The following is a 25,386-nucleotide window of genomic DNA, read 5'->3' on the forward strand; positions in this document are numbered from 1 at the left end:
GGCAACCTTTTAACAGGGGTAACACAATGATTTTAGATAAAGAAGCGATGTTCTCCGTCGATCAGGCGGTTACAGCATCAGCAGCCGGTACCGGCACTATCGACCTCGGCCCGCTGCGTAATGATTTCCGTGATATCGGCATCGGTGAGCCGCTGGAGCTGTTCGCACAGGTGACAGAGCAGGCCAAAGCCGCCGGAGATGCCACGGTGCAGATCAAACTGGAAACCGCGTCTGATAAGGCATTCACAGATGCTAAGGCTATTTTTCTGTCTGAGGCTATGCCGATTGCATCACTGAATGCCGGTAAGCGCATTGTTGCCAAAGTGCCGCAGGGCAGTCTTAAATTCCTGCGTCTCCAGTACATCGTGGGTGATGGCCCGTTAACGGCGGGTAAGTTCACATCAGGCATTATCCTGAATGTGGATGCTCATCTGGTCTATGAAGCTGTCAGTAATTAAGGTGTGACATGTCACGATATAAAGTGTTGAAGAAATCCTTTATCAATGGCCGCCTGCTTTATCCCAGTGAAGAAGTTGAGTTCACAGGTATGGCCGGAAGTAACCTGTTTCTGATTGAAATCGGTGAGCGCGTAGCTGCGAATGAAGGTGCCAATGCCGGTGACGATAATCACGATGGCGGTGCCAGCACTGAATTAACAGCGCTGCAGGATCAGTACCAGCAGTTGTTTGGTAAGAAGCCGCATCACAATGCCGGTGCCGAAAAACTCCGCGCGGATATCGACGCGAAACGTAAAGAGCTTGGGGTTTAACCCCCGATTCCAAAGGGGGCGAAAGCCCCTTTTTTATTGGAGACAGACAATGAAAATGGTCAACCTGAAAACCAGCACTGAAACCTACGAGAACGCCAGCGGCAAGAAAGAAACCCGTGATGAATACCCGTACGGCCTGCGCATTTCCCTGGAAAACGACACGATAGAAAAACTCGGTACCGCCGTGCCGGATGTTGGTGAAAGCATTGAGCTGCATGGCGTGGCTAAAGTTCTGTCGAAATCCGTCAATGAACGCGAAGGAAAGAAGTCTGTTTACGTTGAGCTTCAGATAACAGATATGGCGTTAGGGTCCGGCAGCGAAAAAACAGCGGCTGATGTGTTGTTTGACGGAGGTGAATAGTGGCCTCAGAAATCGAAATCTGCAATATCGCGCTCAGCCGTATCGGTAACAGCCGATCTATCAACAGCATGACCGAGGCCAGTAAAGAGGCCAATCAGTGCAGCCTGCACTATGAGCAGTGCCGCGACGCGGTTCTGTCAGACTTCCCCTGGAACTTCGCTGTTAAGCGCGTGGCGCTGGCTGATACCAATAATCCGCCGCCTGAATGGAAATATGCCTACCGTTACCCTACGGACTGCATGAAAGCCATTGCGATTATCCGTCCCGGTGAAAAGTATCACCGCCCTGATACCGCGATTCATTTTCAGGTCGGTGCTGATGAAGAAGGTACCGGGAAACTGATTTATACCGATCAGCCGGAGGCGTGGCTGCAATACACCGCCCGGGTGACAGACGTCAACATGTATGACGCGCTGTTTAAAGATGCACTGGCGTGGCGTCTGGCTGCTGAACTAGCGCGACCTCTGGCATCAAATGCTGGTATCGGTAATGAGGCTCTGCAACTTTACCAGATGACGATCGCCGGTGCGGCAGCTCACTCCCTGGGGGAATCATCAGAGCCGGTCGATTACATGGATGAGTTTACCGCAGCGAGGTTATCGTAATGGCCTACAGTATTATTCAGCCGTCATTCTCCGGCGGTGAAATCGCCCCGAGCTTATACGGACGCGTCGATATGGCGAAGTACGCTACAGCATTGCGCAAGTGCCGTAATTTCATTGTCCGGCAGTACGGCGGGGCAGAAAACCGTCCGGGTACACGTTTCATTGCTGCAGCTAAATACGGCGACAAAAAATGCCGCCTGATCCCGTTTCAGTTCAGTACGGTTCAGACCTATGCGCTGGAGTTCGGCGATCGGTATATCCGTGTGTTCAAAGACGGCGGGCAGGTGCTGTATGCCGATGGTGAGCACAAAGGTGAAGTGTTTGAACTGGCGACACCATATGCAGAATCTGAACTGTTTAAGCTGAAATTCACGCAGTCTGCTGACGTAATGACCATCGTTCACACCGATCACCCACCTATGGAACTACAGCGTTACGATCACGATGACTGGCGGCTGGCGGAAGTGGAGACAAAGAACGGCCCGTTTGAAGACATCAACACCGACAAGGCGATCAAAGTGTACGCCAGCGCCAGTACCGGCACAGTAACGCTGACAGCGACACACAATATCTTCGGCGGTGAACAGGTGGGAAAACAGTTTTACCTGGAACAGCGTGCTGTTGATGAAGTGCCGGTGTGGGAAACAGATAAAGAAACTGCAGTTAACGATCAGCGCCGTGCCGGCAGTCACTATTACCGCGCCAATACCGGAGGTAAAACCGGTACGCTGCGTCCGTCTCACACTGAGGGCATGAGCTGGGACGGATGGGGCGGTGATAACGGCATCCAGTGGGAATACCTGCACAGCGGGTTCGGTATTGTAAAAATTGAATCTGTCGGCAGTGACGGTAAAACCGCCACCGGGAAAGTCATTTCTTATCTGCCGTCCAACGCCGTCACAGCGACCAATGCCAGCCACAAATGGGCACGGGCAGCCTGGAATAAAGAGCTGGGTTATCCGAGTACCGTGACCTATTACCAGCAGCGCCTGTTCTTTGCCGGATCCCGTTCACAACCACAGACCATATGGGCCAGCCGCAGCGGCGATTATAAAGACTTCGGGCGCAGTAACCCTATTCAGGATGACGACCGCATTATCTACACCTATGCCGGGCGGCAGGTGAATGAAATTCGCCACCTTATTGACGTCGGTTCGTTGGTGGCGCTGACCTCCGGCGGAGAATATCAGGTTACCGGTGATCAGAATAAGGTGCTCACCCCGGCCAGTTTCTCTATGTCGTCACAGGGTGCCAACGGATCCAGTAATCTGCCGCCGATTGCCGTGGCGAACATTGCGCTGTATGTGCAGGAAAAAGGCAGCGCTGTCCGTGACCTGGCGTATTCATTCGATGTGGACGGGTACCAGGGCACAGACTTAACCATTCTCGCCAATCACCTGTTCCAGAAACACCAGATTGTTGACTGGGCTTTCTCGACTGTTCCTTACTCCGTTGCCTGGTGTGCCCGGGATGATGGCGAAATGCTGGCGTTAACCTATCTGCGCGAACAACAGGTTTTTGCCTGGGCGCCGCAGCATACCGACGGTGAATTTGAATCTGTATGTACCATCAGTGAGGGTGCGGAAGATGCGGTGTACTTCGTGGTGAAGCGCAAAGTCGGTAAAAAGACGGTCCGTTATGTCGAGCGCCTGGCGAGCAGGTTATTCACCAGGACGGAAGATGCGTTCTTTGTGGACTCCGGCCTGAGTTATGACGGCCGTAATACAGATCCGGATAAAACAGTCGTTATTACCGGCGGTGATGGTGACTGGTCGTATCAGGAAGAATACCGCCTGTCTGTGCTGGCTGACAACGTGTTCAAAGAGAGCGACATCGGTAACGAGATCCACATTGATTACACCGAGGATGATGAGAACAAAATACTGAAATGCCGCATTGTCGAAGTCATTAATAGCAAAGAGGTTACGGTGTCACCTAACCGTAATGTGCCACCAGCGTTACGCAGCACGATGACAGAGGCGTGGGGCTTTGCCCGTAAATTCTTTACCGGTATCGGGCACCTGGAAGGAAAAACCGTGAATGTGCTGGCAGATGCCAATGTAGCGCCGTCGGTTGTTGTCTCCGGTGAACGGGTGGAAATCGACACGCCGTCAGTAGTAGTGCATATCGGTCTGCCGGTTACCAGCGAACTGGAAACGCTGGACATCCACATTAACGGGCAGGAAACGCTGCTGGATAAAAAGAAACTGGTGAAAGTTGCCAGCCTGATCGTTAATTCCAGCCGCGGCGTGTGGGCCGGTACCGACAAAGATCACCTGTATGAATACCCTCAGCGTGAGTTTGAGTATTACGACAACCCTGTTGATGATGCGACCGGCATTGTGGAAATCAATCTGGATTCCAACTGGAGCAAAAACGGGCGTGTCTTTATCCGGCAGGAAGATCCGCTGCCGCTGTCCATCCTTGCGGTTATCCCGCGTCTTGATGTCGGAGGGTTTTAACCGATGGCACACGTACAGATTATCCCGGCAACGGCTGAGCATATTCAGCAGCTTCTGCCTTATATACGCCAGGCTGATCATGATGAGTTCTCGGCATTCTCCGGTCAGACGGCAGAGCAGGTTCTTACCCGTGGTGTTACCTGTTCGACAAAGGCGTGGTCTGGTCTGATTGATGGTCAGGTCGTTACAATATTCGGTGTGGCTCCGGGGTCTATCCTGAGCGGTGTGGGGATCCCGTGGCTGGTGAGTTCATATCACCTTGAAACGCATCAGAAAATATTCCTGCGTCGCTGTAAACCAGTACTGAAAGCCATGCTGTCGATCTATCCGTCACTGGAAAACTATGTGGATGCGCGTAACCACGTTGCGAAAGCCTGGCTTCACTGGCTGGGTTTCCGGCTGGAACCGGCGGAACCGGTCGGTTTAATGAAACTGCCTTTCCATCACTTCACCATGAGGGCGAAATAATGTGCGAACCAACCATGCTGGCGGCCGCCGCAATCGGTACCGGCGCTATGCAGGCATACAGCCAGTACACATCCGGTAAATTTAACGCCGATGTCGCAAACCAAAATGCCAAACTGAATGAAGCTGCAGCGGATGATTCCATTAACCGGGGTAATGCCGAGGCAGCAAAACAGCGCTCACGCGCACGGCAACTGGCAGGGACTCAGGCGGCCACTATGTCGGCCAATGGTGTTGATCTCGGTGCTGGCGGTGCGCTGGATATCTTCGGCGATACTGCGGCCATGGGTGAACTCGATGCGCTCACCGTGATGAACAACGCTTCCCGCGAAGCATACGGCTATAAGCTGCAGGCGGCTAATGACCGGCTCAATGCGAAGATGTCACGCCGTCAGGGCAATATTGGCGCAGTCGGTACGATACTGACCACGCCGCTGAATGCATGGGGTGCGTACAAAGTGGCAGGCGGTACCGGCAGTATATTTGGCTCAGGTGCGACTAAAGCCGCATCTGGAACTGGATCAAACCTGTTTGATGTGACCCGCCAGACCGGCAATTACGGACGATTCTTTTAACGGAGGGCGCTATGCCGACAGTACCAACCTATAACGAAAGACAGGTCAGCAGCAGCCCGTTACCTTCAAACGGATTCAGCGCACAGTCATCACCTGAACACTTCGGTGCCGAGCTGGCACAGGCCGGCGATCAGTATATCAATGCTTTTGCAGAGGCAAAGCAGCGCGCTAATGTGGCGTTGTCGCAGGATGCACTCCTGCAGGTGCAGGAATATGCAGATGATTTATTTAACAATCCAAACACCGGGCTGTATACCAAGCAGGGTAAAAATGCCGTTGGTCAGTCAGATGAAATAATGGCGAGCATTAGCGCTAAAGGGCAGGAGCTTTTCATGCAACTGCCAGAGGGATCGCGCGAAGATGTTGTTAAACAGTTCAATGTTGTGAAGCGCCAGTATGCGAATCAGGCGAAATCCTATGAACTGAAAGAAATTCAGTCGTTTGAAACGAGCAGAAATAACGGTGCTGTCGCTGGGTATGCGAAAAGCGCCTCTGATAATTTCAATAATCCGCAGGCATTTATCAGTTTTATGGCTCTTGGCCGCCATAACATTATTGAGTTTAACCGCTCCCGTGGTGTGAGCGAGGAAGAAATATCGGCAAAAATCGCCGAATTTGATAATCAGGTAGCATGGACTGCGGCACAAAACGCAATGGCTACAGATGCCATGGGAACCATTGGTGCTGTTGGTGAGCCGTCAGACCTTGGTGGTTCGATGCGTGTTACCGGCGGGCCGTCAGGTGATCGTGGTTCACGTAATAATAACCCCGGTAATATTCGTATCTCAGATAATAACTGGGAAGGTCAGGTCGGTGATGATGGTGAGTTTGTCCGGTTTGCCAGCCCGGAGCATGGCGTCCGTGCGCTGGGGAAAAACCTTATCACCTATCGTAATAAGGGCGTTGTTACTATAAATCAGATCATCAGCCGCTGGGCACCCAAGAAAGACGGTAACGATACAGAGGGCTACATTAAATTTGTCTCTGGAAAAATGGGTGTTGATCCGAATGTGCCGATTGATGTTACTGATATTAACACTCTGAAAAGTATCACTACCGCGATTATGCAGCAGGAAGGTAATCACAGCATTAGCGGCGAACAGATTGACGCCGGATTGCAGGCTGCTCTCGGGCTGACAAGACTGCCGGAACCGGACCCGTCACAGTATCAGTCGCGGGGGCAAACCGGAAAAGCGGTTAATGCTGGTGGTAATGCATGGTGGCCAATGCTGACGCCAGTTCAGCAGTATCAGATCAGAAAGCAGGGGGAGGCGATTGATAAAGAGCAGCGGCGCGAATTAGCAGAAGATGTTTCTTTGACTACAGAAAACATATATGCAGCAACCAACGAGGGATTACAGCCAGAGAATGTGCCAAGCGAGTCCACATATATCAGAGCCTTTGGTTTGAATAAAGGCCAACGGGCGTATGCTGATGTGCAGGAACAGCTTCGGTATGGAAGTGTAATCAGTGCCGCAAGGGATTTAAGTCCGGATGGACGGGTTGACGTTTTGGAACAGCATCGTCCTAAGGATCCTGATGCCCCTGATTTTGCCGCTGCACAGCAACGATGGGAAAGGATGCGTGTGAAATTTGACGCATTTGATAAGGAATGGGAAGCTAAACAAGGCGTTGAGATGGTTACCAATGCTGTTAATCATGGCGTTCCCCTTGATCCGAATAATAAAAGCAATAAAGCGGCCACTGATAGCTATTATGCTGTTAATTTCAGCAACCTTGATTTGAAAGATGAAAATCAGGTAGCGGGGGTAATTAAGCTGGTCGGTAGTACAGGCATCATACCTACACAACTTTTATCAAACCTCAACGCTGCGGCAGTAACACAGGATCCTAAAGTGGTACTGCCTGCTGCTGACCTCGTCAGTCGTTTATATGAAAAAAACCCAACAGCAATAACCGGATTATCAAATGAAAAGCAGGCCTTTTATTTGAATATAAAGCAATACCAGGATGCTGGGGTTGATGGTGAAAAATCGATAGAACTTGCATATAACCTGGCCTATAACCAAACCGATGCTTTGAAAATGCAAATTGCTGCGGAACAATCAACGCAACCGTATAAAAAAGAACGAATGAATGCGGCGGACGATTTCGTCAGTAAACAATCATCTATTTTTAGAATTGATCCTTCCGCAACAGATACGACACCAGAGGCAAAAAGATATCTCAGTGATTATGAATCATTATTTGATATCAATTTTAGGGTAACTGGTGGCAATGCCGATATAGCAAAAAAAATGACACATCAACAGATAGCCAGGCGATGGTCAATTACCGAGGTCAACGGTAAAGCCCAGCTAATGAAGTATGCGCCAGAATCTCTTTACCCCGGAGGACCAGCGGGATGGCAGGCAAGGCAGTGGGAAGAAGAAAAATGGAAACTGAAATATGGTGAAGAAAAAGAGAAGCTTCGTTCTATAAAAGGGAAAACCAGTGAAGTAACTGGTCGCGTCATTGGTATTTCTGATGATACACCAAAGCCGAAAATTGGTGGCGATATTATCCTTATTGCAGATAAAGACACGCCAAGAAATGGTGATTATGCAATTTTCATTAGACAGGATAAGGACGGCATACCTAATGATCAGCCTTATTATGATCATGCTGGGAAAAAGATGAGATACAAACCAGATCTTGAAAGCTACCAGCCTTATCAGGAATTAGTTGCACAACTTAATGAAGAAAAAATTAAGTCGATGCAAAAAGGGGCTGCGCGTCGTGAGTTTTATGATCGTCATGATGAGTTAGATAAACAGTATCAGCAGGCACATGAACAGCGTGTAGAAAAACAGAAAAATTATTTCTCATGGGGAGGCAATAAATAATGCCTGTTTATTCAGAGCCAGAAAATATCGCTAACACTTTCAGTGTTCCGTATTCAGAGGGTTGGGATACACCACATCAGGAGGGCGTAAATCCACAACCACAAACAGAAGATCGGTCAGTGCTTGGTGCCGCGTTCCGTCAGTATAATATTCTTTCAGGTCTGTTTAACCCAGCGCCTGACTTTGAACAGCAGGACGATTATAACCCTTATACTGACCCCGCCGAGTTAAATGGATATGAGACATGGGGTACTAAGTTTGCTGACTCACGGTCACCTCAGGAGACAGCATGGATAAAGCAGCAGATAGATAACGAAAATCAGGATCGGCAGTTTCTGTCTGAATCTGGGTGGCAGGGGGTATTCGCATCATTTTTTGCTGGTGGATTAGATCCGGTGACATTGGGTAGCTTTTTCATTCCCGGTGCGCAGGGAGGTTTTTTAGCCAAGGTGTCTTCTATGGCTGCCAACGTTGGGTTGAGTACAGCCGTCGGCGAGGTGGTTTTACACCAGCAGCAATACACCCGTACAGCGGAGGAAAGCCTGATCAATACAACTGCCGGGGCTTTATTTGGCGGAATGATAGGTAGTGCGTCACACCTGATAAGCGCCAAAGCAAAAACAGCAGCAACCAATGAAATAGCAGATTCGCTATCTATGGCAGTATCTGGCGGTAGTGTCGGCGCTCAGAAAGTCGGGGAAACCACCCTGGCTCAGGAGGCCATGCGCGGGCCGGGATGGGCTAATTCCGTGATGAAAATGACGCCTATAGGACGAGCCATGAATTCAGAGGCAGTTACGGTAAGGCGGGTTGCTCAACAACTGGCGGAAAATAACTTCACTACAGAAAAAAATCTTGAGGGAATAGCCACGCCTGCGGCCGTTGAAACAAAAGTCAGAACATGGATGAGGCACGAGGCTGCTGCTGTCGTAACAACCAACAGCGGGTTTGCTAAATACCGAGCTCAGGGCGGCACAGGTAAACGCTTTGATTTTGCCTCAGACGTTGGTAAGGCAATGAGACGCGGCGATAGCAGTACCAATCCGGTTGTTCAGGAGACAGCAAAGGCGCTGCGGCCTATTCTGGATAATGTTCGGGATGAAATGCAGGCTGTCGGGCTGCTGGGTGCTGATTTAAAGGTTGTTGGCGCACTAAGTTATTTTCCGAGAATGTACCGTGTGGGTGAAATATTATCCAAGCGCGATCAGTTTAAAAATATTCTGATTAATTACTGGTCAAGGGGGAATCAGGTAGCGAAAGAAGATTTAGATATAGCGGCAGACGAGGTTGTCAATAAAATCACCGGAGCGCTCAGGCCGCAGGATTTCACCAACGCTTTTTCTGTAAAATTACCGGGCTCAACAAAATCGCGCTCACTGACCATTCCAGACGAATTAATAGAAGATTATTTAGAGTCGGATGTTCGATATGTTTTACAGCACCATATCCGTGACGCGGCACCGAACATTGAACTGACACGGGAATTTGGTGATTCTGCAATGACTAAGGTTATAAAAAGCATTGAGGATGAATATGATGACCTGATGAAGGGAAATCCGGCACAACTACGCAAGGATCTTGAAATAAAGTTTTCTGATAAAAAAGCAACAATGTCAGAAAATGAGTATTTTAATTTCATTAATAAAGAACTAGATATTGCCCAGGATAAGGTCATCAAAGAGCTGGAAAAATCAGGCCGGATGAGGAAGCTGAGTAAACAAAAAAAACAGGATCTCGAGGATATCATGGCCATGCGTGACCGTATGCTTGGTATCTATAAGCGGCCAGATAATCCGTCTAATACATTTATTCGGGCCGGAAATGTTCTTCGCAACCTTAATTACCTTACTAAACTTGGCGGAATGACAGTATCTGCAATACCCGATGTTGCCAGGGCAATAATGGTGCACGGATTTACAAAAACCTTCACTGCCTATGGAAAATGGCTTTCCAGAAGTCCAGCATGGAAAGCTGGGAAAGAAGATTTGAAAAAAATGGGTGTCGGCCTGGATATTGTCCTTTCTGATCGTAGCAGGGCAATAGCTGATATTGCTGATGGATATGCGCAGCGGTCTGCGATTGAGGCTGGCTTGGACTATATGACAGGCAAATTTGGCAACCTGACATTAATGAACCAGTGGAACGCATTTCATAAATCAATTAACGGTATCAATACAGCTGATATTATTCTTGGTGCGGCCAAATCAGATACCCGTCTGGCTAAGTTGGGTATTGATGAAAGTATGCTGAGTCGTATTCATCAGGAATTTGCGAAGCACGGTGAAACGGTCGACGGATTGCGAATCAGTAATAGCAACAAGTGGGAAGATCCGGTTGTACGCGGTGCTTTTGAGTCAGCAGTAATGAAGGATGTGAACAACACGATTGTTACTCCGGGGGTTGGCGATACTCCTTTATGGTCAAGCTCTTTGTGGGGTAAGCATGTGTTTCAGTTTAAATCATTTATTTTCGGGTCATTCAATCGCGCCACCATCGGTGGTATACAGGCGGGTGAGGCGCAGTTTTATTATGGTCTTGCAATGCAGATTATGCTTGGATCTATGACTTATGCTATCAAAGAAACATTGGCAGGCCGAGAAGTCGATTGGTCTCCGGAGAAATTAATTATCGAAGGCATAGACCGATCGGGTGTACTGGGTCCGTTAATGGAGTTCAATAATACTATTGAAAAGGTCAGCGAGGGAACGATTGGACTTGGCCCTGCGCTGGGTACCGGAACACAATCCAGATATGCCAGCAGAGGCGTCCTTGGATCGATAGCTGGGCCAACGTTCGGCACGCTGGAAAATCTGCGGGAAATATCCAGTGGCATATTGAGTGGCAACTTTGACAGTGGACCTATCAGAGCCACACGGCAGTTAATACCTGGTCAGAATCTATTCTGGGCAGCTCCGATACTGAACAAGGTTGAGGATAGTATCAAGTAATCAGTGTTTTTTACCCCAACAGTAAAAGAATATCATTAACACGATTATACCAATTACGCCGGCGGCTATAAGAAGGGAAAATTGCCCCGGCGTATCGATACCAAGAACTTCACGTCGTGCATCAATTCTTTTCTTAATTGCTTCTGTTTCTTGCGGCGACTGGGAAGATATAAATTTATCTGCCCACAATTCATATCCTTCAAGGCCATGTGGATCGCTAAATGGATTGTAATCATTTACTGCTTTATAAGTTGGTATAACAGCAAATGCATCACTGAGTGTCAGTGGGGGCTCCGGCGGTGCGGGGTTTACCCTCGGTTCATGTTGAGAATTGAGATTCACACCAATGGGGTCGAACGCACTATTTTCATAGCTATCCGGCGTTGGGTAAACACCGGATAATTTTTTGTTTATCTGGTCTGTTTCTGGTTTTGTTGTGGTGGGGTTGTCACAGGATGTGATTGTTACTATATCGTAAACGGAGCCATCATTGAAAATATAGTCATACTGAACCTCACCACCTAGGTTGATAAATGCACGAATTTTCCTATTTTCACATATTGTTTTTCTGCTGACCTTTTTGTTGATAGCTCTTGCTTTGGCTATGAACTCTTTGTCTCCGTCAGCCATATTGATCAGCGTGTCGAGGTTATAGGATAGTGACGCTGTCAAAATAACTCTGCGTTGTTCGGCTGTTGCTGTGGTTATTACCATGTTTTCTGTTATTTTCACAGGTAGCTCTTTTTGCATCGCCGTTGTTATTTTTTTTGCAGAAACGCACATATCTTCTTTGATGAGGTTTGGAATGCATGAGTTATTAGCAAATGCCACCGCTGGAAAAATAAATATGAGATAGAATAATGTTATTTTCATTCATTGACACCGGAATTGGGGTATGTAGTATTTTAATTATCTGATTAAATTACTGATTTACCATCTTGTTAAGGTCATTTTTTCTATAATAGTACAAAAGAGGAATGCATGGCTAATCCATTGTCCTACATTGTTTTTGGGGTATTTGTATGGGGAGTATGCAAACTTTGTGAAAAATATCAATTAGTTGGTGTGGCTGTTAGAGGTGTGCTCAGGTATCTTTTTTGCTTTATGTGGCCGATCATTTTTTTTACCACATCGCTATTATATTACGGAAAACGTTCAGAGGGCATGGCGCTGCTATTTGCGATTCTTGGTGTTGTTACTTCTGTGGCGGCGGTGGTTGTTGCGTCGAATGACCCAGGGAAAACATATCGAGCAATACGGGCGTTTATCTCTCGATTTTTCTGAAGAAAAAAGCACCGGCCTAAACCGGTGCCCGATCACATTATAACTTACTGACAGCGTGTTCAATGTACTGAGCATGGGTAATGATGGTGTTGATGGTTTTTCCCATATCGCACATATAGTCGCGGAGCCACATCAGTACGCGCTCGGCTTCTTCCACATTGTGGCCATCCCGTTTCAGGTAGGCCAGAAGCTGGTGGAGCGTGTCGTCTTCCGGCGACCGGAGGAAGTCATTGAGGATCTGCGAACGTGACTTCTTCGTTTTCGGGAAGCTGTATTCCTGCGCCACCTGCCCGGCAGGGATGAACTCACCTTCATGAATGGTACGTTGCAGTTGATCCACCAGCGCCAGCAGTTCCTCGGTAGAGGCATTGCGGGGTAATGATTTATTGATCCGACCGGTGCCGCGGTACTTGGTGAAGTAGTTGTCTTCCAGAATCTCAAATACATCCCAGGCGCGATCGGTGTCCAGCATTTTGGCATGACGGGCAGCGCCGCGTTCGGTCCAGAGGATGAGGTGACTGGCCATTTTATTGACGTAACAGTTTTGTGGTGCCATACCATTTTTAACCAGGTTACTTTGAGTAACTTGCTTCTTAAAATCTCTTAATATTGAACCAGTTAACTTGAAGTAATGCTTTCCTTCGGTAAAGCGATTTTTGTTTCTTGAGTGGTTTGTTTTAATGTTCTGGATTTCTGTTTCATAAACATCTGCGAGTAGTTCAGTAGTGATTACTGGCATATTGTTATGAATGATAGACGGAAGATTTGATACAGAGATGCTGAGGTTATTCATGATTACTGCTCCACTTAGAGTTATGTAATCACCACGAGCAACGCCAATTACTGGTGGTGAACTGTGCGGGGTTGGCGTACCAGCCTAAGTGGACACTGGCGCATCTTTCGATGCCCCCGCACAGCCACCATTGAAAAGATGCAGCTATGCTTTGACATAAAAAAACCGCTTTCGCGGTATATGCCGCCACTTAGAAAGGTTCGGGACGCCAATCCCGGCACCAGATTTTGCTGGTGCATATTCACTATGGCGCATAATTTGGGGGTTGTAAATATACCAATTTGGTCATGTTTTTGGAAGGGGAATGTGGTGATTATCTTAATCTGAGGGATGATCTTACTTTGGAATTCTTTTTGTGCTTGGGACCAGACCCATTAATTGAATCATTTATAGTCTCAAACAACTCAAAATCAAACCAGGAAATATGGGTAATTTCATCAGTTGAAAGGATTATATCCAGTTTGTTGGTTACGGTCTTTTTGGTTCTGACTGTAGGGGCTGAGCGAACAGTTTTGGTGCTGGGATAGATGTTCGTAAACTCTACCAGCAGAGTATCTTTATTACGATAACCAGACATTATCGGGAAAATAGATATAAATTTGTTGGGTCCTTCTTTTTCATTGGGATCAGATAACCCGTTTACGAGGCCAACATAAACTTTTTTGGATGATAAATTAATTAGAACGGAACGCTTTGGTTCTGATTCCAGCGCATCAAAGAGAAGGGCATCCATCGTGCCTGATGACAATGTCTGTTTCAGGATGCGGGCATTTTTAGCCTGGCGGACTTTCGTATACAGAGCACCATGCTTTCTTTTATAGCGGCATCCTTTATACGTATTTTTTATCCAGGTAATAAAAACATAAAACAGTGCGAAAACTATGGAAGTGAAAGACAGTAAAGTCAGCCAGATGTAGATCCTGTCACTATCTTCATTACCTGTAACTTTGAACTGAGTAACCAGAACTTTTACAGGGTGAAATTCGGGAAATTTCCACTTTATTAATCCGGCTATGATTGTGGATGCAATCAGGCAAAACGTACCATACGTTGCTACCTTGAGGTAAAGCAACTGGCCGTCATGCCTGTGCAACCTAAAATAATGATATGGGTTAGCAATTACCATGATGTAACCGCTAACCAAGATAGGGATTAAAAGCAGTGCTAACAATTTACATCCTTATAAATTAGCGGCTTCTTGCTTTACAGACTATTGATCTTGCGAGCCTCTGCATTTCGATAACTTCAGGAAGCTCTGCCAGCTCGCTTGAAGGAATGTGAACAGCTCCGCGCTTATCAACCCGCACAGAAGCAGTTGCGCGTCTGTGTGCGCGTACTTCTGGTTTTGAAGTACTTGATCCGCCACCCTGAGGATTAGAGGGCGAATCAGCGAAGTTTCTGGTGCTCCAGAACCAACTCCGAATTGTGCTCATATTTATCTCCTCAATAGTGAATGGCCCATGAAAAACGCCATTGTTTATGTGTGATTATCGGTAGCGATTATCGGCACAGATTACCTGTCGGGTCATTAAAGTATACACATTGAAAAGCGGAAAAGTAAAACATACGGTGTAAATTTAAGATATCCATCTATATGTAGTATTTTTTACAGAAAGGCACCTATATATGGTGCCTTGTTAATATATTAATTATTTATTTAGCTCGGATAATACAAATTCCAAATGAGTTTTTACCGTCTGTAATTGTTTTTCAGAATAGTTTACATAGTTCTTCAGCGCCACCAGTTCCGTCATCGGCCCTGATACATCATGACCATCCTGATCCATTTCCCGCAGTAACTCCTCGATCATCGATGTGATGGAAAGCTGCTTAATCCCGTCATTGTCATTTACTTTTTCTGCATAGTTTTCAGGCGACTGATACACATATTTCTGTTTCATTTCAGATTCCTTTATTGTGCATGATTGCCTTTGTTATCATATCGATATGAAATAAATACGTTTATGCTATTGGTCATTTTTTTAATAAAAACAAAACCATTATTCCGTATATGGTTTGTTTTGGCTATCCTGTCAGTATTGACCAGGAGAAAAAGCCATGACCGTATCGACCGAACTTAGCCATGAAGAGTACACCGGTAACGGTGTCACCACAGATTTCGACTTCCGTTTCCGTATCTTTGAAGCCAAACACCTCGTTGTGTCCGTAGCCGATCAGGGAGGAACAGAACGCATCCTGACGAACGGCACCGACTACACGCTGCGCGGGGTGGGTTCGTACCGTGGCGGAAAGGTAATTCTAAAAATGCCGCTGGCGACCGGCTGGAAAATCGGTATTGCCCGTGACCTGCCTGCAGTCCAAGAAACCGACCTGCGCAACCAGGGGAAATTCTTTGCAGAAGTGCATGAGGATGCTTTTGACTACCTCACCATGCTGATCCAGAAGTCGCTGGGCTTCCTGTCTCTGTGCCTGCGCAAGCCGAGTTTTATTTCCGATCACTACGATGCCAAAGGTAATAAAATTTCCAACCTCGGAAAGCCGGTAAAAGACGGTGACGCAGTTGATCTCGGTACGATGAAGGAACACGTCAGCGCGAAAGATAAACGCTCTCTGCGCGTAGCTGATAAGGACATACCGGCGCTGCCTGGTGCGGCGGTACGCGCCAATAAGCTGCTGTCGTTCGATGACAACGGGAATCCGGTTGTTATTGTGCCTGAGTCCGGTAGTGCTGCTGATGTGCTGGCTGAATTGGGTAAACCGGATGGATTCGGACTGGTCGGTGGACTGACAGAAAACTACCTTCGTGTGTTCGATAATGTCGCTGCAATGGTAGCGGAGACATCACTGCCACTTGGGGCAACAGTCAAAACGCGCGGATATTACTCCCCTGGTGATGGTGGTGAGGGCATTTACGCAATCACAAATAACCAGCCTGACGCTCTCGTAAACGTCAATCTGGATAACGGACTGACAGCAACGCTGGATGTGACAAACGGCGTTGATATCCTCTCTGTTGGCGCTCAGGCGAATACAGACATCGGACGTATTCTGGTTGGCCTTCAGGAAATTGCAGCAGCAAACACTATCCTGATCCCTAAAATGTCATTTGATTGTAACAGCCAGGTCAAGGTTAAGAAAAACTTCCGTTTTTCTCCAGGCGCACAATTTATTAACAGGTCTCTGCGTGATGACTGGTTTGTTTTTGAAACTGATAATATTGAATTCAGTACAGATGGGTATGGCAATAAGGCGCGAATAGCTGTCGATAACAACCTTACCGGCTGGAACCATTCCGTTGCGTTGGTTATTGGTAAAAACAACTTAAGGAATTTAGCTGTATGCAATGTAAATCTGGTTGGCTGCTATACTGACCACTCAGGAACAGCGCTGACTCTTCGTGCTGACTTGAGTGGAGATGGCAGTAACGATACTACCCCTAACAGGCGCTGGAATAGTATAACCTGGTGTAAATTTAATAATCTGTCTCTTGAGTATTGCAGGATTGGTCTTTCGGTGAGAGCTTTTGAGCCTAAGAAGGAAGACTCTGGCGGCGCTGAGCGATATATGTCATGGATAACATCTTGCCAGTTCAGGGATTTAAAAATAGCAAGTGCAGTAAGGGGGGTTGAGTTACTGTGCGTCCCTATAGAGACTGGAACATACCCAAAAAATACGCAGATAGGTGAAATACAAATTGACTTTGTCCAGCAGTGGATGAATGACTCAAAAGAGGCAGTGTATATAGATGGCGCTGGACAAAATAAAATTGAATTCTTTGCTTGGGACTACGATGGGTACACAACCAAACCAAGTGATGCCGTAATAGTCAAAGGTTCTGACGGTAGAGATAATTTCATTTCAGGAAATATGGCTCTAAAACACGTATTGTTTTCATCTCCTGAGAACTCGTATCAGTTACTTTACAAATCAAAAGAGCAAAATCCAATACTTCATCGTAGAATTTGCGCGATAAGGCATACCGGAGGCGGGAATTATGAAATTGAAAAATCATATAGAATACCTTTCGGGATTAATGGTGTAGAAAAAGACCCAAATGATTCGTATGCCTTGATTGTTAATTACGATAGAGGGTTTGGCGGGTTTCAAATGCCTTATATTATCTGTCAAAATTTAAATAATACTAATGGATATAGTCTTGAGCCATTTTATAACTTATCTCAATCATCAACCGGTAAGGCTAATTTTTACATAAGGAAACCAGGAGGGGCATCAGTATCACCGCTAAATGAAGTGCCAGTGGGTGCTATTTTTATCATAGAGATCATTTGCGTATAAGACTGTTGTCGGGTGTCATTGTGACACCCGCGTTATTGTACACAGCCCCCCCCCGACTAGGACGGGGGATATTTATTGCACACAGAAACCATCGTATATGTCGTGTAATATTTATTACTAAGATACAATTCTCCATCTATCAAAAAATCTAGTCACCTCAGAAAGAGCTAGGCATACAATTATCAATGTTATTGATATTAATGGTATTCCTACTAACGAGTTTATATCACTGTATGGAAATATAGACTGAATAACCAACAACAAAGGAGCGTGAAATCCATATATAGCGAGAGATCGAGAAGATAATAAATTAGTTATTTTATTCTTGACTTTTATTGATTTAAGTATGATGAATACTGACACAGCAGAGAAAAAAACCAACGGGGAATTAAAGTTATATGACACCTCTATTATTTTGTTTTCACTTTGGCTTATGATGCTGGTTGGTATAGAAATTAACGCAATTGATACTACATACATCAAGACAGATAAAGATAAGTAACTATTTTTTACTTTAATATGCTTTATGTATGCACCAGATATAGCATACAAAAGGTAAAATATGAAATCACCATCCAACATAAAGTAAAAATAAGAATTAATACCAAGGGCTGTAAAAATCAAGCTTGCTGTGTTTTTATTAAAAAATACAAATATCAATGCAATTATTAGTAATGCGCGTATTGAATCTTTTTCTCGTATTTTTACCAGGCTTGATATTATATAGATACCAATTAATGGATATAGAAACCACAAGTGATAATAAGATGGTGTTTTAAGTAAGTTTAGGTATATAGGGTATGGTGATGTACCCATGTAAATAGTTAGTAATTTTATTATGAAAATTGAAACTAGGCTATAAAAAACAATGATGATTGGTATTTTTATAAAGTTCTTAAGTTTTGGTTCTTTATTATTGAAAAATATAAACCCAGATATCATATAAAATAATGGAACAGCTACCCGGCTCATTGAGTCTACAATATTTGCAAAATTCCAGCTAACACCATATCCATTGCTCAGCATTGAGACATAATACCCACTCACATGAATTAGTACCACAGCTACAGCACCGAACGCTCGTATTGAATCGATGTAATCAATCTTAACGTTTTCTTTCACTATGTTATCACTCTTCTGTTTTCTTCGTATTGGTTTATCTATAACGAAAATTGATGCGTGAGTTTACCATTCCTGTAAAGATAGGTCAGCATGTACGTGACGTGATCACTCCTTCTAATACTTAAGAAGCAGACCCTTGGTTTAGTTATTAAACCAATAACGCATTTTTGTTTATCTTTTTTCTGATGTAGCATCATGGTCATTTAATAATCATGGTGCTACGCAATGCATGAAGACCTCTCTGTAAAAACTACGCTCAGCCTTGCCGCGTTCTTCAGCTACTTTGCCGGGCTGCCTGCCGAGGTGGTGATGGGGTCCCTGATGGGGGCCATCTACTTCATCACCGCCGCAACGGAATACACACTGCTGCGCCGGTCGATACTGGCTCTGGTCAGCTTTATTTCCGGCCTGCTGTTTTTCAGTCCGGCAGCGGCGATGTTCATCAAAGTAACCAAGATATTCGAGATCCCACCTGACGCCTACAGCATCGATAGCATCGACGCCGTGGGCGCTTTTGTATCTGCATTACTGTCGGTGAAGCTGAGCATTAAAGCGTACCGAAAAGCGGATAGTCCGCAAGGAGGCAATGATGTTTGAGAAAGTATTGATCATTCTGAATGCCGTCATCTGCTCAGTGATTTTTGTCCGGGTGTTTTCGTTCAGACGAAACGGCCGGCAGCACTGCGCAAAAGGGGCATGGATAGCCTGGATTGTACTTTCATACTCAGCGAATGTGCCGGTGCGGACGGCGCAGTTTTTCCTATTCGATTCACCTTATTACGCTGATATCACCAGCGTGATTTCAAATCTTCTTATCTGTGCTGCGGTGCTGGTGTATCGCGGCAATGTCATGTCATTTTTTAAAGCGGGGTGATTTATGCCGGAACAGGTTAAACAAAAAATCTTTAAAGATGGTTTCGTTAATACAGGGGCGCGAGGGATTCGAAATAATAACCCGGGGAACATCCGTCACAGTAATTCAAAGTGGCAGGGACTTGCAGCGACACAGCCGGATAGTAAATTCTGCGCATTCATTTCTGCCGAGTTCGGCATCCGTGCGCTGATGAAGCTCCTGCAAACGTACTCAAAGTATCAGGGAAAGCCCGGTGTCGGCTGCGGCAAGATCGATACGGTGGAAGAAATTATTGAGCGGTGGGCGCCGTCTGGTGATAACAACCACACAGAGAACTACATTAAACGGGTCTGTAAAGAAACCGGCTTTGGCCGTCACGACTGTTTAAATCTGTATGACAAAGACACGTCACTCGCAATGGCTAAAGCGATTGTTGCTGTCGAAAACGGCCAGCAGCCATACGTTGATGATGTTTTTAAACGAGCCTGGACGCTGGTCTGATGAAAAACATAGCCATTGCACTGATCGCTCTGGCTGTCTCTTTCGCTGCTGGCTGGTGGGCCAGCAGTACCCTGCATGATAACCGGCAGATGAAAGGGAAGATCGCCGGTCAGCAGCAGGATGAGAAAGATGTGGCCACAAATATCGAACTGCGCCGGGAGGCAGACGAACGGCAGCAGGTAAGCATCGGGGAATATCAGGATGGAAAAAAGAGTGATACGATACGCACAGAGGCTCTGCTTGATCGGGTGCTTAATCATTTTGACCGCATGCAGCAGTCAGCCGGTACCGCGAAAGCAGAAGTTGCAGATCCCGGCCACGCCGATACCTGCAGAACTGAGAGAGACAAAGCCGGTGAACTTTCTCGACAACTACGAAGCACACTTGAAAAGTATGGGCGTGAAGCTCAGCGGGCTGATGAGAATACCCGGCTCCTTAATCTCTGTATCATTGACCTGAAAGCGAAAGAAAAACTGCTCGAAAATTACCGGTGAAAAAGTAGACAGTTTTGTGTGTGACGGTATCAGTGACGGTATATTTCCATGTAGTTAAAAATAAATACAAATAAATCAGCGCATTACGACAATAGAATATAATTGAGTGGGAATGATCCTGCAATAAGAAATTAGCTGGCAGTGGCTGGCAAAATAATGAGTTAAGCCCATGTAAAAATGGGCTTTTTTATTTTTGGCGGTTGTTGTATCTGGTACTTATTAGCAGCGCCAAGCACAAGTTGAATGAGGTATTAAAGTCGGTATTATCGCATCTTTTTACCGTGATACTTACATTATGGCTGGTATAAAAAGATAAAATAAGAAAAGAGTGATGAAGGACAAAATGAGATATTTTTGAGGATCATCTGAATAACGAATGATCATCAACATACGACGATCAGTAGATATCATTTCATTCCGGAACAATAAAACAAAGAAAGAATTAATATGCTGTTTTTTAGTTAAACTATAATGAGCATATTGTTATAGGTGCATAAAGCGATTGCCATTTACTCCGAAAAAACCAGCATAAAAAACAATATAATCAACAAATAACAAATATCGTTCATTTTTTTTGACTTCTAAAGTCAAATTTGGCATCTGGTCATTATCCGGTGCCGGCCTATTATGTTTCCTGTCAGTGAGCAAGATTAATATTTATTTTTATCAATTTAACCAATTGAACAGGAACGCATTATGTCTAAATTAGAACTGTTAAACCCACAAAATTCTGCCGTTATTTTTATTGATCATCAGCCGCAAATGGCCTTTGGTGTGGCAAATATCGACCGCCAGCAGCTGAAAAATAATACCGTTGGCCTGGCAAAAGCAGCAAAAATTTTCAATGTGCCGACAATTTATACCTCCGTTGAAACAGAAAGCTTCAGCGGATATATCTGGCCTGAATTACTGGCCGTCCATCCTGAATCAAAACCTATCGAACGTACCTCCATGAATTCCTGGGAAGACCCGAAATTTGTCGAAGCCGTTAAAGCCACCGGACGTAAAAAATTAGTGATGGCGGCATTATGGACAGAAGTCTGCCTGAATTTCCCGACCTTAATGGCGATTGAAGCCGGTTATGAAGTTTATATTGTGACAGATGCATCCGGCGGTACCTCAGTTGATGCGCATGAACGTTCTATTGATCGTATGGTGCAGGCCGGGGCTATTCCTGTGACCTGGCAGCAGGTATTGCTGGAGTACCAGCGCGACTGGTCCCGTAAAGAAACCTATGACGCAGTAATGGGGCTGGTTCAGGAGCACAGCGGTGCTTACGGCATGGGTGTCGATTACGCCTATACTATGGTTCATAAAGCACCTCAGCGCGTTATTAAGTAACAGCGTAACAACCGGAGAGGTCGCTCTCCGGTTATTTTTTCCTATACCGCTTGCCGCAACAGTATTTGATAAGCAGTGAGTTCCTCATAAACAGGAAACACATCATCATGAATAAACGCTTCGCATCAAAAATATTTATCAACGGTGATATTCATACACTCGATCGTGAAAATCCCGTTGCTCAGGCCGTTGCTGTCCGTGACGGCAAATTTATTGCTGTCGGAACCAACGATGAAGTTATGCAGTTACGGAATGAAGAAACAGAGATTATTGATCTTAAAGGGCTGGTGATTATTCCCGGCCTGAATGATTCGCACCTTCATCTTATCCGCGGCGGACTGAATTATAACCTCGAATTGCGCTGGGAAGGTGTGCCGTCATTATCGGATGCCCTGGCGATGTTAAAAGCACAGGCTGATGTGACGCCGGCGCCGCAGTGGGTCCGTGTTGTGGGTGGCTGGAGTGAATTCCAGTTTGCCGAAAGACGGATGCCGACATTAGATGAAATCAATGCGGTTTCACCGGATACCCCGGTTTTTGTGCTGCATCTTTATGATAGCGCGCTGCTGAATAAAGCGGCACTGCGTGTGATCGGTTATACCAGAGATACCCCGAACCCGCCGGGCGGTGAAATTCAGCGGGATGAGCACGGTAACCCGACCGGCATGCTGATTGCAAAACCCAATGCCATGCTGCTGTATTCCGCGCTGGCGAAAGGCCCGAAACTGCCGCTGGATTATCAGGTTAATTCAACCCGTCAGTTTATGCGCGAACTTAACCGTCTCGGGGTAACCAGTGCGATTGATGCCGGGGGCGGATTCCAGAACTATCCGGAAGATTATGAGGTTATCGCGGAGCTGGCAAAACAGAATCAACTGACTATCCGTATCGCCTATAACCTATTTACCCAGCGTCCGAAACAGGAACTGGAGGATTTCCGCGAATGGACATCGATGGTGTCGCCGGGAGAGGGAACCGATTTTTTCCGTCACAATGGTGCAGGGGAAATGCTGGTATTCTCTGCGGCTGACTTTGAGGATTTCCTGCAGCCGAGACCGGATCTGCCGGATAGTATGGATGCGGAGCTGGAAGCCGTGATCCGCCACCTGGTTGAACACCGCTGGCCGTTCCGTCTGCATGCCACTTATGATCAATCCATCAGCCGTATGCTGGATGTGTTTGAAAAAGTAAATAAAGAGATCCCGTTTGACGGCCTGCACTGGTTTTTCGATCACGCGGAAACCATCAGTGAACGAAATATTGAACGGGTAAAAGTGCTGGGCGGCGGATTGGCAATTCAGCACCGAATGGCATTCCAGGGCGAATACTTTGCGGACCGCTATGGTCATGAAGCGGTGAAACACACGCCGCCGGTGGCTAAAATGCTGAACGCGGAAGTGCCGGTCGGCCTGGGAACGGATGCGACGCGCGTAGCCAGTTATAACCCGTGGACAGCGCTTTACTGGCTGGTGTCGGGCCGGACAGTCGGCGGTATGAAGATGTATGACGACAATAGCCGGTTAGACCGGGATACCGCGTTAGAGTTATGGACTATCGGCAGCTCCTGGTTCTCTGATGAACAGGGTAAAAAAGGGCAGATTAAATCAGGGCAGTTTGCAGATTTTATTGCCTTATCTGACGATTATTTCCGTGTGCCGGAAGCGGAAATTAAAGCGATAGAATCCCTGCTGACGGTGGTGAACGGCGAGGTTGTTTACGGCAACGGTATTTTCGGGCCGCTGGCACCGCCGTCAATTCCGGTATTACCTGACTGGTCACCGGTTATTAAAGTGCCGGGACACTACTCTTATTTACAGCAGGAAAATAAAGCTGCGATCCTGAATCAGTTACACCAGTGCTGCGGTTCGTGTCATGTTCACGGACACCAGCATGATATCGCCCGTAAATCGTCTGTGCCGGTTGCGGATGATAATGCCTTCTGGGGCGCGCTGGGCTGTTCCTGCTTTGCATTTTAATTATCGCTGTACATGTTAATACTGTGGCTGGTGGTAAAACACCGGCCATATTAAACCGGAGATCATATTCACATGACTAATCCGCAATCATCAGCCTGGTCGCCGCTGCGTAACCGTATTTTCTTTGTGTTATGGATGGCGACATTATTTTCTAACATCGGAACATGGATGAATGATGTCGGTGCGGGATGGCTGATGACCAATCTGAGTCCTGATCCTGTCATGATTGCCACCATTCAGGCGATGACCACACTGCCGGTCTTTTTATTGGCCTTACCGGCCGGGGCGATTGCCGATATTTTCGATAAGCGCAAGCTGCTTATTTTTGTCAATATCATGATGTTTTTTGCCGCTGCATTACTGGCTGTTCTGGTCTATTTCAATGTGGTCAGTATCGGCTGGTTATTGTTAATTACCTTTATTCTCGGATCCGGTGCGGCTTTTTTAGGCCCGGCATGGCAGGCGATTGTCCCGGGTATTGTGGCTCCGCATGAATTAAAAGCGGGGATCGCACTGAACAGTATGGGGATTAATATCAGCCGTGCCATTGGCCCGGCTCTGGCCGGTGTGCTGATTTCACAGGTAGGGCTTTATCTTCCTTTTATGCTTAATGCACTCAGTTTTATTGCCATTATTGTGGCGGTATGGTGGTGGAAAGGGGAGAAACACCAAGAAAATACCTTACCGGCGGAATCTGTTGTCGCCGCGATGATTTCCGGGTTGCGCTATGCCCGTTACAGTCCGGCATTGATTAAAACCATTATCAGAGCCGCTGCCTTCTTTGTGTTCGCCAGTGCTTACTGGGCGATGCTGCCGCTGGTTGCCAGAGTGTCGCTTCAGGGGGATGCAACGTTATACGGGATTTTAACCACCAGTATCGGTATCGGGGCGGTCGCCGGGGCATTCAGTTTATCTGCGCTGCGGGCCAGGTTCAGTACCGGAATATTAGTGACTGCCGGGACTGCCGGAACGGTCATTGTGCTGGTGATCTTTGCCGTGACCACATCAAAATATCTGGCAATCGCCGGCAGTATTATTGCCGGGTTCAGCTGGCTGATCACGCTCTCCACGCTGATGGTGTCAGCGCAGACAGCACTGCCGGACTGGGTCAGAGCGAGAGGGCTGGCGCTGTATCTGACGGTATTCTCGGGGTCAATGGCACTGGGGTCATTAATCTGGGGGCAGATTGCCTCACACACATCAATAACAATCGCGCTGCTTGCGGCGGCAGCAGGTATTATTGTTGTCTGGTTATGTGTGCTGAAAGTGAAAATTGACCACGACAATATCAATCTATCACCGTCTGAACATCTGACAATGCCGGAGGAATTACCGTATTCTGAGGAAGATAAAAAACCGGTGATGGTGTGTATTCAGTATAAAGTGGATACGGAACATCAGGCGCAATTTTTTGCACTGATGGCGCAATTAAAACGGATCCGGTTACGGGATGGTGGTTATTCCAGAGGGCTGTTTTCTGTTCCCGGTACGCAGGATGAATTTATGGAGACATTTATGGTGTCATCCCCGGCAGAACATCACCGTCAGCATAAACGGGCAACCGTGGATGATCGCCGGATTGACAGTCAGTTAAATGCTATTATCCGGAGCAAAACGGTTGTGCATTATCTCTCATATTCTGCGGATACGGAAAAACAGAAATAAAACAGGTTGTACAGATAATAAAAATCCGGCAATAAATAGTTATTGCCGGATGATTTTAATTAACTGAAA

The 25,386-nt window shown here is 46.5% G+C and carries 23 protein-coding genes; 18 read left to right on the forward strand and 5 right to left on the reverse strand.

Annotated features, from left to right (window positions below; genetic code table 11):
* Nucleotides 1-26: 26 nt before the first annotated feature.
* From HMPREF3119_RS04095 to HMPREF3119_RS04135, 9 genes are read left to right on the forward strand one after another with little or no spacing between them, the layout of a single operon-like run.
* The gene (locus HMPREF3119_RS04095) at nt 27-458 is read left to right on the forward strand and encodes a Bbp16 family capsid cement protein (protein WP_070578575.1); all 432 of its coding nucleotides are present in this window, start codon (nt 27-29) and stop codon (nt 456-458) included.
* Nucleotides 459-466: 8 nt separating this feature from the next.
* Nucleotides 467-769 carry a hypothetical protein gene (locus tag HMPREF3119_RS04100; RefSeq protein WP_070578578.1) on the forward strand — a complete coding sequence of 101 codons (303 nt, stop codon included), beginning with the start codon at nt 467-469 and terminating at the stop codon, nt 767-769.
* A 49-nt stretch (nt 770-818) separates the two neighbouring features.
* Nucleotides 819-1,130 carry a capsid staple protein gene (gp10, locus tag HMPREF3119_RS04105; protein WP_070578581.1) on the forward strand — a complete coding sequence of 104 codons (312 nt, stop codon included), beginning with the start codon at nt 819-821 and terminating at the stop codon, nt 1,128-1,130.
* Nucleotides 1,130-1,735: a phage connector family protein gene (locus HMPREF3119_RS04110; RefSeq protein ID WP_004239566.1), complete on the forward strand. Its 606-nt coding sequence runs from the start codon at nt 1,130-1,132 to the stop codon at nt 1,733-1,735. The genes gp10 and HMPREF3119_RS04110 overlap by 1 nt, the downstream gene beginning before the upstream one ends.
* Nucleotides 1,735-4,197: a phage tail protein gene (locus tag HMPREF3119_RS04115; RefSeq protein ID WP_070578584.1), complete on the forward strand. Its 2,463-nt coding sequence runs from the start codon at nt 1,735-1,737 to the stop codon at nt 4,195-4,197. The genes HMPREF3119_RS04110 and HMPREF3119_RS04115 overlap by 1 nt, the downstream gene beginning before the upstream one ends.
* 3 nt (nt 4,198-4,200) lie before the next feature.
* Nucleotides 4,201-4,665, forward strand: coding sequence for a hypothetical protein (locus HMPREF3119_RS04120; protein WP_070578588.1), 465 nt, complete (start codon nt 4,201-4,203; stop codon nt 4,663-4,665).
* Nucleotides 4,665-5,237: a hypothetical protein gene (locus HMPREF3119_RS04125; protein ID WP_024472887.1), complete on the forward strand. Its 573-nt coding sequence runs from the start codon at nt 4,665-4,667 to the stop codon at nt 5,235-5,237. Before HMPREF3119_RS04120 ends, HMPREF3119_RS04125 begins: the two co-directional genes overlap by 1 nt.
* Before the next feature lie 11 nt (nt 5,238-5,248).
* Nucleotides 5,249-8,083 (forward strand): hypothetical protein, encoded by a 2,835-nt coding sequence (locus HMPREF3119_RS04130; protein WP_070578592.1) that lies wholly within the window; start codon nt 5,249-5,251, stop codon nt 8,081-8,083.
* On the forward strand, nt 8,083-11,031 hold the full coding sequence (locus tag HMPREF3119_RS04135) for a hypothetical protein (protein ID WP_070578595.1): 2,949 nt from the start codon (nt 8,083-8,085) through the stop codon (nt 11,029-11,031). The genes HMPREF3119_RS04130 and HMPREF3119_RS04135 overlap by 1 nt, the downstream gene beginning before the upstream one ends.
* Here the strand turns inward: HMPREF3119_RS04135 and HMPREF3119_RS04140 are convergent, their stop codons facing one another.
* A complete protein-coding gene (locus HMPREF3119_RS04140) occupies nt 11,032-11,904 on the reverse strand; it encodes a hypothetical protein (RefSeq protein ID WP_051456263.1) in 873 nt (290 codons plus the stop codon).
* 108 nt (nt 11,905-12,012) lie between these two features.
* Between HMPREF3119_RS04140 and HMPREF3119_RS19070 the strand changes: the two genes are divergently transcribed.
* Nucleotides 12,013-12,315 (forward strand): hypothetical protein, encoded by a 303-nt coding sequence (locus HMPREF3119_RS19070; protein ID WP_139144830.1) that lies wholly within the window; start codon nt 12,013-12,015, stop codon nt 12,313-12,315.
* A 37-nt stretch (nt 12,316-12,352) separates the two neighbouring features.
* Here HMPREF3119_RS19070 and HMPREF3119_RS04145 read toward each other — a convergent pair whose 3' ends face one another.
* From HMPREF3119_RS04145 to HMPREF3119_RS04155, 3 genes are all read right to left on the reverse strand, one after another.
* On the reverse strand, nt 12,353-13,108 hold the full coding sequence (locus HMPREF3119_RS04145; RefSeq protein ID WP_071992724.1) for an ORF6N domain-containing protein: 756 nt from the start codon (nt 13,106-13,108) through the stop codon (nt 12,353-12,355).
* A gap of 313 nt (nt 13,109-13,421) precedes the next feature.
* A complete protein-coding gene (locus tag HMPREF3119_RS04150) occupies nt 13,422-14,279 on the reverse strand; it encodes a hypothetical protein (protein WP_051456265.1) in 858 nt (285 codons plus the stop codon).
* 478 nt (nt 14,280-14,757) lie between these two features.
* Entirely contained in the window at nt 14,758-15,009 is a 252-nt protein-coding gene (locus tag HMPREF3119_RS04155) for a hypothetical protein (protein WP_036425944.1), read from the reverse strand.
* Nucleotides 15,010-15,166: 157 nt separating this feature from the next.
* On the opposite strand from HMPREF3119_RS04155, the gene HMPREF3119_RS04160 reads away from it, so the two are divergent.
* Nucleotides 15,167-17,365, forward strand: coding sequence for a hypothetical protein (locus HMPREF3119_RS04160; RefSeq protein ID WP_070578598.1), 2,199 nt, complete (start codon nt 15,167-15,169; stop codon nt 17,363-17,365).
* 117 nt (nt 17,366-17,482) lie between these two features.
* Here HMPREF3119_RS04160 and HMPREF3119_RS04165 read toward each other — a convergent pair whose 3' ends face one another.
* Nucleotides 17,483-18,487, reverse strand: coding sequence for an acyltransferase (locus tag HMPREF3119_RS04165; protein ID WP_070578601.1), 1,005 nt, complete (start codon nt 18,485-18,487; stop codon nt 17,483-17,485).
* Nucleotides 18,488-18,712: 225 nt separating this feature from the next.
* Between HMPREF3119_RS04165 and HMPREF3119_RS04170 the strand changes: the two genes are divergently transcribed.
* The 7 genes from HMPREF3119_RS04170 (at nt 18,713) to HMPREF3119_RS04200 (ending at nt 25,317) form a co-directional block, all read left to right on the forward strand.
* Nucleotides 18,713-19,084: a putative holin gene (locus HMPREF3119_RS04170; protein ID WP_036425953.1), complete on the forward strand. Its 372-nt coding sequence runs from the start codon at nt 18,713-18,715 to the stop codon at nt 19,082-19,084.
* Nucleotides 19,074-19,361 (forward strand): phage holin family protein, encoded by a 288-nt coding sequence (locus tag HMPREF3119_RS04175; protein ID WP_036425955.1) that lies wholly within the window; start codon nt 19,074-19,076, stop codon nt 19,359-19,361. Before HMPREF3119_RS04170 ends, HMPREF3119_RS04175 begins: the two co-directional genes overlap by 11 nt.
* 3 nt (nt 19,362-19,364) lie before the next feature.
* A complete protein-coding gene (locus tag HMPREF3119_RS04180; RefSeq protein ID WP_051456267.1) occupies nt 19,365-19,841 on the forward strand; it encodes a structural protein in 477 nt (158 codons plus the stop codon).
* Complete coding sequence (locus HMPREF3119_RS04185) at nt 19,841-20,335, forward strand: hypothetical protein (protein WP_036425958.1); 495 nt, start codon at nt 19,841-19,843, stop codon at nt 20,333-20,335. Before HMPREF3119_RS04180 ends, HMPREF3119_RS04185 begins: the two co-directional genes overlap by 1 nt.
* Nucleotides 20,336-21,031: 696 nt before the next feature.
* Nucleotides 21,032-21,676 (forward strand): hydrolase, encoded by a 645-nt coding sequence (locus HMPREF3119_RS04190; protein WP_004237401.1) that lies wholly within the window; start codon nt 21,032-21,034, stop codon nt 21,674-21,676.
* 107 nt (nt 21,677-21,783) lie between these two features.
* Nucleotides 21,784-23,652: an amidohydrolase gene (locus tag HMPREF3119_RS04195; protein ID WP_070578607.1), complete on the forward strand. Its 1,869-nt coding sequence runs from the start codon at nt 21,784-21,786 to the stop codon at nt 23,650-23,652.
* A gap of 72 nt (nt 23,653-23,724) precedes the next feature.
* Complete coding sequence (locus HMPREF3119_RS04200; RefSeq protein WP_070578610.1) at nt 23,725-25,317, forward strand: MFS transporter; 1,593 nt, start codon at nt 23,725-23,727, stop codon at nt 25,315-25,317.
* Nucleotides 25,318-25,386: the final 69 nt, after the last annotated feature.

It is taken from the genome of Morganella sp. HMSC11D09 (genome assembly GCF_001807955.1).
GTDB lineage: Bacteria > Pseudomonadota > Gammaproteobacteria > Enterobacterales > Enterobacteriaceae > Morganella > Morganella morganii.

What these genes read in the sequence shown, in the direction of transcription:
- HMPREF3119_RS04095 (WP_070578575.1), top strand. Translation starts at nt 27, where the DNA reads ATGATTTTAGATAAAGAAGCGATGTTCTCCGTCGATCAGGCGGTTACA.
- HMPREF3119_RS04100 (WP_070578578.1), top strand. Translation starts at nt 467, where the DNA reads ATGTCACGATATAAAGTGTTGAAGAAATCCTTTATCAATGGCCGCCTG.
- gp10 (WP_070578581.1), top strand. Translation starts at nt 819, where the DNA reads ATGAAAATGGTCAACCTGAAAACCAGCACTGAAACCTACGAGAACGCC.
- HMPREF3119_RS04115 (WP_070578584.1), top strand. Translation starts at nt 1,735, where the DNA reads ATGGCCTACAGTATTATTCAGCCGTCATTCTCCGGCGGTGAAATCGCC.
- HMPREF3119_RS04120 (WP_070578588.1), top strand. Translation starts at nt 4,201, where the DNA reads ATGGCACACGTACAGATTATCCCGGCAACGGCTGAGCATATTCAGCAG.
- HMPREF3119_RS04125 (WP_024472887.1), top strand. Translation starts at nt 4,665, where the DNA reads ATGTGCGAACCAACCATGCTGGCGGCCGCCGCAATCGGTACCGGCGCT.
- HMPREF3119_RS04130 (WP_070578592.1), top strand. Translation starts at nt 5,249, where the DNA reads ATGCCGACAGTACCAACCTATAACGAAAGACAGGTCAGCAGCAGCCCG.
- HMPREF3119_RS04135 (WP_070578595.1), top strand. Translation starts at nt 8,083, where the DNA reads ATGCCTGTTTATTCAGAGCCAGAAAATATCGCTAACACTTTCAGTGTT.
- HMPREF3119_RS04140 (WP_051456263.1), bottom strand. Translation starts at nt 11,904, where the DNA reads ATGAAAATAACATTATTCTATCTCATATTTATTTTTCCAGCGGTGGCA.
- HMPREF3119_RS19070 (WP_139144830.1), top strand. Translation starts at nt 12,013, where the DNA reads ATGGCTAATCCATTGTCCTACATTGTTTTTGGGGTATTTGTATGGGGA.
- HMPREF3119_RS04145 (WP_071992724.1), bottom strand. Translation starts at nt 13,108, where the DNA reads ATGAATAACCTCAGCATCTCTGTATCAAATCTTCCGTCTATCATTCAT.
- HMPREF3119_RS04155 (WP_036425944.1), bottom strand. Translation starts at nt 15,009, where the DNA reads ATGAAACAGAAATATGTGTATCAGTCGCCTGAAAACTATGCAGAAAAA.
- HMPREF3119_RS04160 (WP_070578598.1), top strand. Translation starts at nt 15,167, where the DNA reads ATGACCGTATCGACCGAACTTAGCCATGAAGAGTACACCGGTAACGGT.
- HMPREF3119_RS04170 (WP_036425953.1), top strand. Translation starts at nt 18,713, where the DNA reads ATGCATGAAGACCTCTCTGTAAAAACTACGCTCAGCCTTGCCGCGTTC.
- HMPREF3119_RS04175 (WP_036425955.1), top strand. Translation starts at nt 19,074, where the DNA reads ATGATGTTTGAGAAAGTATTGATCATTCTGAATGCCGTCATCTGCTCA.
- HMPREF3119_RS04180 (WP_051456267.1), top strand. Translation starts at nt 19,365, where the DNA reads ATGCCGGAACAGGTTAAACAAAAAATCTTTAAAGATGGTTTCGTTAAT.
- HMPREF3119_RS04185 (WP_036425958.1), top strand. Translation starts at nt 19,841, where the DNA reads ATGAAAAACATAGCCATTGCACTGATCGCTCTGGCTGTCTCTTTCGCT.
- HMPREF3119_RS04190 (WP_004237401.1), top strand. Translation starts at nt 21,032, where the DNA reads ATGTCTAAATTAGAACTGTTAAACCCACAAAATTCTGCCGTTATTTTT.
- HMPREF3119_RS04195 (WP_070578607.1), top strand. Translation starts at nt 21,784, where the DNA reads ATGAATAAACGCTTCGCATCAAAAATATTTATCAACGGTGATATTCAT.
- HMPREF3119_RS04200 (WP_070578610.1), top strand. Translation starts at nt 23,725, where the DNA reads ATGACTAATCCGCAATCATCAGCCTGGTCGCCGCTGCGTAACCGTATT.